This window comes from Rheinheimera sp. (assembly GCF_036568245.1).
GTDB lineage: Bacteria > Pseudomonadota > Gammaproteobacteria > Enterobacterales > Alteromonadaceae > Alishewanella.
The window spans coordinates 17,793-29,776 of record NZ_DATCSY010000174.1; the positions used below are offsets into that span (position 1 = coordinate 17,793).

At 46.8% G+C, this 11,984-nt stretch carries 8 protein-coding genes, 6 tRNA genes and 1 pseudogene; 11 read left to right on the forward strand and 4 right to left on the reverse strand.

Annotation, left to right across the window (positions count from 1 at the left end; genetic code table 11):
• Positions 1-42: 42 nt before the first annotated feature.
• From VIN66_RS07735 to VIN66_RS07775, 9 genes are all read left to right on the forward strand, one after another.
• Positions 43-133, forward strand: a tRNA-Ser gene (locus VIN66_RS07735).
• A 186-nt stretch (positions 134-319) separates the two neighbouring features.
• Positions 320-410: transfer RNA gene (locus VIN66_RS07740), tRNA-Ser, on the forward strand.
• A gap of 208 nt (positions 411-618) precedes the next feature.
• Entirely contained in the window at positions 619-1,263 is a 645-nt protein-coding gene (gene uvrY / locus VIN66_RS07745) for a UvrY/SirA/GacA family response regulator transcription factor (RefSeq protein WP_134054922.1), read from the forward strand.
• Positions 1,263-3,080: an excinuclease ABC subunit UvrC gene (uvrC, locus tag VIN66_RS07750; protein ID WP_331923446.1), complete on the forward strand. Its 1,818-nt coding sequence runs from the start codon at positions 1,263-1,265 to the stop codon at positions 3,078-3,080. Before uvrY ends, uvrC begins: the two co-directional genes overlap by 1 nt.
• Positions 3,081-3,113: 33 nt before the next feature.
• Positions 3,114-3,668, forward strand: a complete 555-nt coding sequence (gene pgsA, locus VIN66_RS07755; RefSeq protein ID WP_331923447.1) for a CDP-diacylglycerol--glycerol-3-phosphate 3-phosphatidyltransferase — start codon at positions 3,114-3,116, stop codon at positions 3,666-3,668.
• Between the two features lie 134 nt (positions 3,669-3,802).
• A tRNA-Gly gene (locus tag VIN66_RS07760) sits at positions 3,803-3,878 on the forward strand.
• 30 nt (positions 3,879-3,908) lie between these two features.
• Positions 3,909-3,982, forward strand: a tRNA-Cys gene (locus VIN66_RS07765).
• A gap of 29 nt (positions 3,983-4,011) precedes the next feature.
• Positions 4,012-4,098, forward strand: a tRNA-Leu gene (locus VIN66_RS07770).
• Between the two features lie 17 nt (positions 4,099-4,115).
• Positions 4,116-4,191, forward strand: a tRNA-Gly gene (locus VIN66_RS07775).
• Between the two features lie 56 nt (positions 4,192-4,247).
• Here VIN66_RS07775 and VIN66_RS07780 read toward each other — a convergent pair.
• The 4 genes from VIN66_RS07780 to VIN66_RS07795 form a co-directional block, all read right to left on the reverse strand.
• Complete coding sequence (locus tag VIN66_RS07780; RefSeq protein WP_331923448.1) at positions 4,248-5,690, reverse strand: DASS family sodium-coupled anion symporter; 1,443 nt, start codon at positions 5,688-5,690, stop codon at positions 4,248-4,250.
• Between the two features lie 32 nt (positions 5,691-5,722).
• Entirely contained in the window at positions 5,723-6,481 is a 759-nt protein-coding gene (rluF, locus tag VIN66_RS07785; protein ID WP_331923449.1) for a 23S rRNA pseudouridine(2604) synthase RluF, read from the reverse strand.
• 123 nt (positions 6,482-6,604) lie between these two features.
• Positions 6,605-8,656 (reverse strand): hypothetical protein, encoded by a 2,052-nt coding sequence (locus VIN66_RS07790; protein ID WP_414709877.1) that lies wholly within the window; start codon positions 8,654-8,656, stop codon positions 6,605-6,607.
• A gap of 338 nt (positions 8,657-8,994) precedes the next feature.
• On the reverse strand, positions 8,995-10,644 hold the full coding sequence (locus VIN66_RS07795; RefSeq protein WP_331923451.1) for an electron transfer flavoprotein-ubiquinone oxidoreductase: 1,650 nt from the start codon (positions 10,642-10,644) through the stop codon (positions 8,995-8,997).
• Between the two features lie 185 nt (positions 10,645-10,829).
• On the opposite strand from VIN66_RS07795, the gene VIN66_RS07800 reads away from it, so the two are divergent.
• Together VIN66_RS07800 and VIN66_RS07805 are read left to right on the forward strand one after the other, a co-directional pair.
• Positions 10,830-11,579, forward strand: a complete 750-nt coding sequence (locus VIN66_RS07800) for an electron transfer flavoprotein subunit beta/FixA family protein (protein ID WP_331923452.1) — start codon at positions 10,830-10,832, stop codon at positions 11,577-11,579.
• Positions 11,579-11,984, forward strand: a pseudogene (locus VIN66_RS07805) (electron transfer flavoprotein subunit alpha/FixB family protein); the annotation flags it as partial. The gene VIN66_RS07800 and the pseudogene VIN66_RS07805, both read left to right, overlap by 1 nt.

The window sequence follows — 11,984 nt, forward strand, 5'->3', positions numbered from 1 at the left end:
TGCTTTCTTTTGTCTGGCGATCTGATTAATATACGCGTCGCCGGAGGGATGGCAGAGCGGTTTAATGCACCGGTCTTGAAAACCGGCGTGGGTTAATAGCCCACCGAGAGTTCGAATCTCTCTCCCTCCGCCACTAAAACCACCTCCAAGGTGGTTTTTTTGTATCCTAATAAAACAAAGCGCCGTGTGGCGTATAGGAAACAGCCGGTAAATTGTACGAATAACAGCTTTATTGTTGATTTACTAGGCAAACGGTTGAAAAGTACAAAAAAGCCCTTTACAAAGCCCGGCACAGTTTTTAATATTCGCCCTGTAACGCGGAGGGATGGCAGAGCGGTTTAATGCACCGGTCTTGAAAACCGGCGTGGGTTAATAGCCCACCGAGAGTTCGAATCTCTCTCCCTCCGCCACTTACGCTTTCCCACATTTAATATCAAACTGTTACATTTAACGCCTTTCTTTAATTCAATAGTTTTAAATTTTTAACCTTTCTGGCACACTTAACGTCAACCGGTCAAAACTAACAGTATCGGCACAATTTGTTTAGCAAATAGGGCTGTGCTCGGCTAAGCTAAACGACAATAATAATTCTAATATCCAGTGAAACGGAGAGGCAAATTGATTAACGTCTTGTTAGTTGATGATCACGAGCTTGTACGTACTGGGATCAGTCGCATACTAATGGATGAGCGCGGCATCAAGGTGATAGGCGAAGCTGGCTCGGGCGAAGAAGCTTTACAATTTTGCCGTCAGCATGAACCTGATGTGGTGTTGATGGACATGAATATGCCTGGTATGGGCGGTATGACCGCAACCAAACGTATTCTGCATTATTGCCCAGATATTAAAATACTCGCTTTGTCTGTTTCGTGCGAAGAGCCGGTTCCCACTAAAGTGATGCAACTTGGTGCTGCCGGTTTTATTTCCAAAAACTCTCCGCCACGGGAAATGGTATCCGCTATTCGCAAAGTTTACAGCGGTGTCAGGCATATTTCCGATGAAGTTGCGCAGAAAATGGCATTGAGTAAAGTGAATAACCATAGCCAGAACCCGTTTGACGATTTATCTGATCGTGAATTGCAAATCATGATGATGATTACGCAAGGGCAGAAGGTAAATGATATTGCAGAGCAGCTGAATGTAAGTGCTAAAACAGTTAACTCTTATCGTTATCGTATGTTCGAGAAATTGGCAATCAGTGGCGATGTTGAGCTTACGCACCTTGCACTGCGCCATGGCATGATAGATATCGCTAAAGCCTGATGTTTGATGCTAAAAGTTTTCTGAAAACGGTGCCGCAGCAGCCCGGCGTTTATCGTATGCTAAACGCCGGACAACAGGTCATTTACGTTGGCAAAGCTAAAGATCTCAAGGCGCGTTTAAGCAGTTATTTTCGCAGTAAAGTTGATAGTGCTAAAACGCGATCGCTGGTCAGTCAGATAGCACAGGTTGAATTTACGCTGACACACAGCGAAACCGAAGCGTTGATCCTTGAAAATAACCTGATAAAGCAGTTTTTACCGCGCTATAACGGATTGCTACGAGACGATAAGTCGTACCCGTATATTTTTATCAGCGCGCATAAACACCCGCGTATCAGTTCGCACCGCGGTCCGCGTAAAGCGCCCGGTCAGTATTTCGGGCCTTATCCGAATGCCGGAGCTGTCTGGCAGAGTTTGAAAACATTGCAAAAAATCTTTCCTATCCGGCAGTGTGAAGATGGCTTTTATAGGTCCAGAACCCGGCCTTGCTTACAGTATCAGCTCAAGCTTTGCTCAGCACCTTGTGTTGGGAAAATTTCAGACGATGAATATATGCATCACGTCAAACTGGCCAGCTTGTTTTTACACGGCAAAGACCAGCAAGTGATTGAGGACCTGGTGCAGAGTATGAATGCTGCCAGTGAGCAAATGCAGTTTGAACAGGCTGCGGTGCTACGCGATAAAATTATTGCCCTGAGAAAAGTGCAGGAACAGCAAAGTGTCAGCGGTTCGCATGATGAAATGGATGTAATTGGCTTTGTTTACTCACATGGTATTGCGGCTGTCCATGTGTTGTTTATCCGCGAACAGAAAGTGCTTGGCAGCAAGGCTTATTTCCCGAAAGTACCGGCTGATACTGATGAGAATGAGATCTTAAGTGCATTTCTGCTGCAGTTTTATCTTGATGGCTATGGTACTCAGCAAATGCCCAGAGAAATAGTGTTGGCGCAGTCAATTGCTGAGACAGAGGCTGTGGCTGCGGCAATAAGCGAAATTGCCGGGCGTAAGGTACGGATCACTCATGCGCAGCGGGGGGAAAAAGCACAATATCTGAGTCTGGCAGAGAAAAATGCCCGTCTGGCATGTGAGAACAAACAATCGCTCGCTCAGAAAATGACTATCCGTTATGAGCAGTTACAACAAGTGCTGCAGTTGCCTGACGCAATTAACAGAATGGAATGTTTTGATATTAGCCATACCATGGGACAGGCAACGATTGCGTCTTGTGTGGTGTTTGACGGGCATGGACCACATAAAGCCGAGTACCGGCGCTACAATGTTACTGGGATCACAGCAGGTGATGACTACGCTGCTATGCAGTTTGCGTTAAACAAGCGCTACAGCAAGCTACAGGACGAAAGCAAAATACCTGATATCGTTTTTATCGACGGCGGGCAAGGGCAGCTTAATATCGCGATAGAGCAATTCCATGACTGGCCACATAGCAAAAAGCCTCTGTTAGTTGGGGTGGCGAAAGGTGTGAGCCGAAAACCGGGATTAGAAACACTGATACTCGCCCATAATGGACGTAGCATTAACCTGCCCGAAGACGCACCTGCTCTGCATCTGATCCAGCAGATCCGCGACGAAGCTCACCGCTTTGCGATAACCGGACACCGTAATAAGCGTGGTAAGGCACTGATAAAAAGCCCGCTGGAGCGGGTAAAAGGGATTGGCGAAAAACGCCGGCAAGCTTTATTGCAATACCTGGGGGGACTACAGGGAGTGATGCGAGCCTCTGTTACAGAGTTAGCCTCTGTACCCGGAATATCGAAGGCGCAAGCGGAAAAGATTTACCACGCCTGCCATAACAAGTAGCATAGTGCTATAGATGCTGTAGAGAATTCGCCGATGTGGAATATTCCTAATCTGTTAACGCTGTTTCGCCTGTTTCTAATCCCAGTCTTTATACTGTGTTTTTATTCCGGCATTGAAAATGCGCGCTTTTGGGCAGCATTTGTGTTTTGGCTTGCGGCCATTACCGATGCTTTAGATGGCTATCTGGCGAGAAAACTGCAGCAATCTACTCCGTTTGGCGCTTTTCTAGATCCGGTTGCCGATAAAGTGATGGTGGCTGTCGCCCTTGTGCTGATTGCTGTAGATAGCCTGTCTATGTGGGTCACGATTCCAGCCATCATTATGATCAGCCGGGAAATAGTGATTTCTGCGCTGCGGGAATGGATGGCGGAGCTTGGCAAAAGAGCAAATGTCGCAGTGTCTAATCTGGGCAAGTATAAAACGATTGCGCAGATGCTGGCGCTGATCGGATTAATCTGGCGGCCGGAGCATTGGCTGGTTAGCTGGTTTAGCCCGGTAGGTATGCTGTTGTTGTACGTTGCTACGGTGCTAACTATATGGTCTATGTACGATTATTTACGGGCGGCCTGGCGCGATCTGGTGTATTAATCACTGTTTTTGCTGATTATTAGCGCAACTCAGTCAAAATTTAATCAGTCAGTCATAAAAGCAAAATTTATTATTGACTGGCCGGATTAAAACAGTAGAATGCGTCTCGTGTTAAGGCACATGGCCACAAGCACGCGAGTATAGCTCAGCTGGTAGAGCGCGACCTTGCCAAGGTCGAGGTCACGAGTTCGAACCTCGTTACTCGCTCCAACTCTTTCAAAGAGTGAAAATTGTTTGATTGGCGGGTTGGCAGAGTGGCCATGCAGCGGATTGCAAATCCGTCCACCTCGGTTCGACTCCGGGACCCGCCTCCATCACGCAATGTTACAAACTAAAGTTGTCTGCCCGGGTGGTGAAATCGGTAGACACAAGGGATTTAAAATCCCTCGGGGGAAACCCCGTGCCGGTTCAAGTCCGGCCCCGGGCACCATTTAGTACCAGAATTTCGCGAGTATAGCTCAGCTGGTAGAGCGCGACCTTGCCAAGGTCGAGGTCACGAGTTCGAACCTCGTTACTCGCTCCAATTAAACAAAAAACGCAGCTTAAAGCTGCGTTTTTTGTTTTTGCAGAACGACAATATCAGAAACTGAAAATGGCACGTGCCAGTATAATAACAAAAGCACTTATCAGCACTACGCCAGCGATGTTCAGTGCTAAGCCTGCCTTTACCATATCGCTTATTTTAAGTTTACCCGACGCAAATATGATCGCATTTGGTGGCGTCGCCACCGGCATCATAAAGGCGAAACTTGCCGCAACAGCAGCGGGTATCACTAACATCGCTGCTGAAGTATTAAGTGATACGGCTACAGGCCCCAGCAAAGGCAGGAACGCCGCAGCAGTGGCCGTATTACTGGTAACTTCCGTCAGAAAAATAATAACTGACGTTACCAGCACGATTAACATTAACAGGTTTACATTGCCCAGCGAGCCAATCTGGCTGGCAATATAAGCAGACAAGCCGGAGTTATCAATCTGGGCTGCCAATGTCAGACCACCACCAAATAATATCAATACGCCCCATGGCAGGTTCTGGCAATCCTGCCATTGCAGAATGCGCGTTCCGTTACGAAAAGACACTGGGGTGATAAACAACAGGCAAGCTGCGGCTATGGCAATTAAGGTATCGTCAAGCTTAAAGCCAGTTATGTCACTTAACGCACCGCGAAATATCCAGCAGAAGGCTGCCAGTGAAAAGATCAGTAGCACCAGCTTTTCGGCACGATGCATACTGCCGAGCTCCTGCAGACGCTGGCGATACAGCTCTCTGCTGTCAACAGTAGCACTGGCTGGTAATTTGAAATGTATTTGAGTCAGCCAGACCCAACAGACGATTAGCATGCTAACAGATAACGGCAGACCAAATAGCATCCAGTCACTGAAGCTTAGTTGCAACTGGTAACTTCGTTCGAGATAGGCCGCCAGCAGTGCATTCGGCGGTGTGCCAATTAATGTCGCTACGCCGCCTATACTGGCAGCATAAGCGATAGATAATAGCACCGCTTTGGCGAAGTTATCATTATCGGATTGACGCTCTTGCTGCATGGCAATTACCGACAGCCCGATAGGCAGCATCATCACCGCAGTAGCGGTATTGGACATCCACATTGATAAGAATGCCGTTACCAGCATCAAGCCCGCAATTTGCTGGCTTGGTTTGGTACCGACCAGCAACATCGTCAGTAGGGCGATACGTTTATGCAAGTTCCAGCGCTCCATTGCAATAGATAACATGAAGCCACCAAGGAATAAGAAAATTAGCGGATGGGCGTAAGGCGCAGTAACGTTCGCTATGTTATCTAATGCTGACAATGGCACCACGACGATAGGCAGTAGTGCGGTAACAGGTATCGGCACGGGTTCGGTTATCCACCACCAGGCCATCCAGGCCGTTAATCCGCTAATCAGCCAGGCGTTGTGGCTCATGCCAGCAAAAAATGGTTCAAAAGCCAGAGTAATGAGAAACAGCGCTGGGCCTGCAAGCAAATTGACATAAAAAGGTATTTTGAAATTATTCTGCATATATCGTCCTACGGCCTCACGACAACGTGGCTCTAGTCTTCGAAGCTGTTGACTTCAGCGCCCGAGTCAGCGGTCTTGCTGGAGTTAAGTAATTGCTGTTCCAGCATTCTGATTTCGATATCTTCCAGTAAGCGCCATTGGCCGGGTTTTAAGCCTGCTAAGCGGATATGCATGATCCGGTTGCGTTTAAGTGTCACGACATCATAACCCAGGTGCTCACACATACGGCGGATTTGACGGTTAAGACCCTGGGTGAGGATAATAGAAAAACTTTGTTTTGAACGTTGCTGAACAGTACAGGGCAGTGTCACCGTGTCCAGGATCGGCACACCCCGGCTCATTTGCTGGATAAATCGCTCGGTAATAGGCTTATTTACGGTTACCACATACTCTTTCTCATGTGCGTTACCAGCGCGCAGAATTTTATTGACGATATCTCCGTCGTTTGTCAGAAATATCAGTCCTTCAGAGGGTTTATCCAACCTGCCAATCGGAAAAATACGTTCCGGATAGCGCACTGCATCAACAATATTACCCTGAATATGGCGCTCGGTGGTGCAGGTAATGCCGACAGGTTTATGGTATGCAAGGTAGACCCGTTTCGGTTTAGCTTTAAGGGGTTTTCCATCGATAAGCACGTGATCTTGCTCAGATACTTTGCTGCCAACTGTCGCGATTTCTCCATTAATCGTTACCGATCCGTTTTCAATTAGCCGGTCGGCTTCGCGGCGTGAGCAGACACCGGTATCACTGATAAATTTGTTGAGCCGGTACAGGGTAACATCAGGCATAGCAGGAAGGATTCCAGTGGTAAATCATAAATGCCGATAGTGTAGGGCGTTACGCGGGTTTTCGCTATACCGCTATGGAAAAAGGCTTAGCATAGCTAAGCCTTTGATGTGCAGAATAAAGCCTCAATCGTTGCGGTCTGGTTTTGTGTTGTTGTAACTGTTAAGCGAAATAACCTTGGTTTTGCTGATTTTGTGCCGGTAAATTTCGCGTAAGTATTTGATGGCCTTTTTCACGCTGTCACGGCTTAAACGGATATCATTAATTGAAACGAACTTATCTTTATTATGAATAAGTTCGCGATACTTTTTCTCGTACATAGGTTTGATCGCATACCAGTTGGTATCAAGGATTTTGGCCGGATTTTCATATTCATGCAGCATAGTATCCAAAGCTGCTTCGTCAAATTCGTCCGAACGGATAAAAGACAGCATGGCCTGATCCAGCTGATCGTCAAAACGATAGTTGTCTTTGGCGAAGCAACGTTTAATAAAAGCTACAATAAGCGTGAGGAAATCATCACTCAAACACGGGCTCTTAACAATAAGTGTCGTTAGTGAAATATTCGCTGAAGCACCAATGACTAATGCATAGCGTTTTAACGTGGTATTGGGGAACAGCGAATTCAAATGCGATTTTAACCGGTTCAAATCCATGTAGGATAATTTGTAGTCTTTTGGTAAGGACACGATAGACACTACTGACGAGCAGTTTTTAAAGAAGTGCAAATCTTTCAGCTCTGCCGCGTTGTAACCATTCTTAACATAACTTGCCAGTGTCTCCCTATAGCGGCCAGATTCAATCGGTAACAAACTAATACCCTCGATAGCTTGCGTTACTTTATTAAAGTGAGGCAAATCGATGGAGCGGAAAAACAAGTCGTCTATGTTTAGACCGCTGCTGGCTTTTTTATCAGTAATACCATTGTCAGCCGGGATCACCGATTCAGCATAAGCCACAGCAACCGGCCCGGCCAGACTCATAAACAAATCGTTGGCATCCAGTCGTATCGTCTCTCCAATATCGATGCCGGCGCGACGGAAGTAGTTTTCATCGTAATCGGTGGTTACCGCTTGTGCGGTCAGAATATTAAAGATTTGCTGCGAGATATACTGATTGGCGTATTTTTCCATCGCATTGACGTCGATATGCTGAATACCACCATCATCGGTTTCCTCAGCATAACGCATAATGTCATTAGAAATCAGCATCATAGCATTCCAAGGCCTAATGCGGTGCATCACACTGGATTCGCTGCTGTCTTCGTTGTCAAAGTTGTATGAGAAATCCCACTCTTCTGCCAGGTACTTACATAATAAACGGCCGGCATTAATATGCAGCGCTTCCGACATCTCTACGCCATGGTCAGAAATATTAGGCAGAATACAGATCCCGCTGGTGAAGATCGGTTCAAACACAAATGAATGGCCACGATTTTCTTCGTCTTCAGCCAGCATACGGGTGTCGAACGTTTTACTCATATAGGCATACTGCTGGGCCAGGCCGAATTCAGAGGCCATACCAGAGCCGGTACCTCCACCGGCACTGAAGATATAAAAGTACAGTCTGGACTGATTCGCTTTGATGCCACAGGAGTCAATCAGGTAGGAGTGAATGAACTTCCAGTCTGTATTGGCAAAACGTTGGGTATCTTTGTTAAGAATAATTTTAGCCAGGTACTGGCCTAAAATAGGCGCATTACCGGCGCCGCCGGCATGCACTTCAGACAGATCCATGATTTTCATCTTGGTGTAATCATGTAAGAAACCGCTTTTTTCACCTTTGTGAGAAAAACGGATCCGACCTTCGATGTCTTTGTCTAAATCGCCCAACATGACCAGAGGTTCAATTAAAAAAACGGGTTTTATGGCCTGAGAATTTTCCAGGTGCAGGCTCCGTTTTATCCAGCGCATCGGCCGGTATTCCTGCTCCCGGGTTTGTTTCTCTTCGTTATTAAACTCACTCAGATAAAAATTACGGGCGTTGTAAACCAGAGAGGCAACATCCAGCGCGATATTTGAGCCGCAGCGACCAAGCCCTATCAGACAAACCGAGGGGAAGTGCTGTTGTTTACGGCTTTGGATCTCATTATCCGGGTTTGATACCGGAAATACATTAGCTCGCAGTGCATCGAGATTGGTCAGGATCTTATTCAGATCGCGCTCAGTAAAATACATATAGCGATCGCTGGCAAAAGAGGGGGAAGGAAGCGGCGCGGTGGGCTTTTTCAACACCGGCTTCACGGTCACCATATCATCTTGCGCAGAGGTTTCTGATTTTATTTTATTGTTCATATCACTACTTCCAGTCTCAGGCGAGCTAACACAACTGAGTAAATTAATACTAAGGACAATATTAAAGGTAGTAGCAGATTAAAATTAAGCCAATGAAATAACTAAATATAAAATGCGCTGTTTTAAAGATATTAAGATGTGATAGTGATAAAAAACAAAGGGTTGGTTTTTAATGCCGGCATATTAACCAGGTTGATATGCCGGGAAATGGGTAAATGAGATTACATATTGGGATAGTTCGGCCCACCAGCACCTTCAGGTGTTACCCAGGTGATATTTTGTGCCGGGTCTTTAATGTCACAGGTTTTACAATGGATACAGTTCTGAGCATTGATTTGAAACTTAGGTTGATTATTTTCATCTTCAACAATTTCATACACGCCAGCCGGGCAGTAGCGCTGTGCCGGTTCATCGTATACAGGTAAATTCACCGTTATCGGTATGCTGCTGTCTTTTAACTTCAAATGACATGGTTGCTCTTCCTCATGGTTGGTATTAGATAAATACACCGATGATAAGCGATCGAAGCTTATGACATTGTCTGGTTTTGGATACTGAATCACTCCCGATTCACTGGCTGGCTTCAGCTGAGCATAGTCATATGTATCGTCTTTTAAAGTAAAAGGTAATTTACCACCAAACCAGTTCTGCTCCAGGGTATTAAAGGCGCCGCCCCAGAAAGTGCCAAATTTATGCATCGCCGGGCCGAAATTTCGCGAACGGTATAATTCGTTATATAACCAGCTATTGGCGAGCGCGTCGGCAAACTGGATAAGATCCTGGCCGCCGGCATCATCCTGCTGCAAGACGTTAAACAGCACTTCTGCCGCCAGCATGCCAGATTTCATTGCTGTATGGTTGCCTTTAATTTTAGCGAAATTCAATGTTCCGGCATCGCACCCTACCAATAGGCCACCGTTGAAGCTCATTTTTGGCAGGCTGTTTAAACCACCTTTTGCAATGGCCCGGGCACCGTAGCTGACGCGTTTTCCGCCGCTAAGGTACTGGCTGATTACCGGATGATGTTTGTAGCGCTGAAATTCGGCAAAAGGGTTCAGGTGCGGGTTGCTGTAATTCAGGTCGACAATCAGCCCAACTACTATCTGGTTATTTTCAGCATGGTACAGGTAACCACCACCAGAGGTATCGCCAGTCAAAGGCCAACCGGCGGAGTGCACCACTAGTCCGGCTTTATGCTGCTGTGCTGGTACATCCCAGATTTCTTTAAAACCCAATGCATAATGCTGTGGTGACTTGCCGGCATCGAGGTTGAACTGCTTAATTAACTGTTTACCCAGATGACCGCGGCAACCTTCGGCAAAAACCGTATACTTGGCCCGCAGCTCCATGCCCGGTGTAAAACTGTCTTTAGGCTGACCGGCTCTGTCCAGCCCCATGTCACCAATCAGAATACCTTTGACGACATTTTCTTCAAGCAGTACGTCACCGGCGGCAAAGCCCGGGAAAATCTCCACACCTAATTGCTCCGCTTGCTGGGCTAGCCAGCGACACAAATTGGCAATAGAAACAATATAATTGCCCGCATTATGCATGGTCTTGGGTACTGCGAAGCCTGGCAACTTACGCGCATTCTTATCATCGTTAAACAGGTAGATATCATCGTGACTCACTGCTGCAGTAACAGGGGCACCAAGCTGCTTCCAGTCAGGTAGTAATTCATCCAGAGCGCGAGTTTCAAACACTGCCCCAGACAGGATATGGGCGCCAACTTCGGAGCCTTTTTCCACAACACAAACGCTTAGCTCCCGGGCAGCTGCTTTAGCCTGTTGCATCAATCTGATTGCAGTTGATAAGCCGGCAGGACCTGCGCCGACAATCACCACATCAAATTCCATTGATTCTCTTTCCATTGCACGAACTCCTTGGAGTTTATTATTTACAGCTTACGCCGTTTTTATCATGTTGATTAGGGTATTGCAGGTTGACGTTAACGTCAACAGTAAGTAGATTGTCGCAACAAGTCCATCTTAGCTTTACCTTCACGTAAACCTGCGGCGTATAATGCAGTTAAAGCAGGGCAGAGAACGAGGAAATTATGAAAATACTGGTGCCGGTAAAACGGGTAATTGATTACAACGTTAAAGTTCGGGTTAAGGCTGATCAAACAGGTGTCGATCTGGCTAACGTAAAAATGGCATTGAACCCGTTTTGTGAAATCGCGGTAGAAGAAGCTGTACGGTTAAAAGAAGCGGGTACTGCGTCTGAAGTGGTAGTGGTTTCTATTGGTACGACTGCGGTACAGGAGCAATTACGCACTGCGCTGGCACTAGGCGCTGACCGGGCACTGCATATTGAAACAGATTTAACGCTTGATTCATTGCAGGTCGCTAAACTGCTGGCGAAAGTGGTGGCCGAAGAACAGCCCGGCATGGTTATTCTCGGTAAACAGGCGATAGACTCGGACAACAATCAAACAGGCCAAATGCTGGCTGCGCTGACAGGTATGGGCCAGGGTACTTTTGCCTCTAAAGTGGTTGTAAACGATGGAAAAGTACAGGTTACCCGTGAAGTTGATGGCGGTTTACAGACCGTTGAACTGACATTGCCCGCGGTAGTATCCACCGACCTGCGGCTGAATGAACCGCGTTACGCGTCACTGCCAAACATCATGAAAGCGAAGAAAAAGCCGCTGGATGTCAAAGCTGCAGACAGCTTCGGCGTGAGTCTGGAATCGAAAGTTACTTTGCTTAAAGTTACAGCGCCAGCCGTGCGTCAGGGCGGCGTCAAAGTAGAATCAGTGGCAGAGCTGGTTGATAAATTAAAGCATGAAGCGAAGGTGATCTAATGGCTATTTTACTTATTGCAGAACATAACAACCAAAGCCTGAAAACCGAAACGTATAAGGTAGTGCAGGCAGCAACTGCTATTGGTGGTGACATCACTATACTGGTTGCCGGTGCCAACTGTGCGGCAGCGGCAACGGAAGCGGCTGCTATTAACGGGGTAAGCAAAGTACTTGTTGCAGACAATGCAGTGTACGGGTATCAATTAGCAGAAAATATCGCTGCGCTTGTGGCAGAGCTGGGTAAAGATTTCAGCCATATTCTGACGGCAGCTACCACGACGGGTAAGAACTTCTTACCACGCGTGGCAGCATTATTAGATGTGGCACAGATTTCTGATGTTATCGCTATCGAAAGTGCAGACACCTTTGTTCGGCCAATCTACGCCGGTAATGCTATCGCCACAG

Excerpts from the sequence above, each read along its gene's own strand:
- VIN66_RS07790 (WP_414709877.1), bottom strand. The coding sequence starts at position 8,656 with ATGTATTTTACTGAGCGCGATCTGAATAAGATCCTGACCAATCTCGAT.
- VIN66_RS07795 (WP_331923451.1), bottom strand. The coding sequence starts at position 10,644 with ATGGAAAGAGAATCAATGGAATTTGATGTGGTGATTGTCGGCGCAGGT.
- rluF (WP_331923449.1), bottom strand. The coding sequence starts at position 6,481 with ATGCCTGATGTTACCCTGTACCGGCTCAACAAATTTATCAGTGATACC.
- uvrC (WP_331923446.1), top strand. The coding sequence starts at position 1,263 with ATGTTTGATGCTAAAAGTTTTCTGAAAACGGTGCCGCAGCAGCCCGGC.
- VIN66_RS07780 (WP_331923448.1), bottom strand. The coding sequence starts at position 5,690 with ATGCAGAATAATTTCAAAATACCTTTTTATGTCAATTTGCTTGCAGGC.
- pgsA (WP_331923447.1), top strand. The coding sequence starts at position 3,114 with ATGTGGAATATTCCTAATCTGTTAACGCTGTTTCGCCTGTTTCTAATC.
- VIN66_RS07800 (WP_331923452.1), top strand. The coding sequence starts at position 10,830 with ATGAAAATACTGGTGCCGGTAAAACGGGTAATTGATTACAACGTTAAA.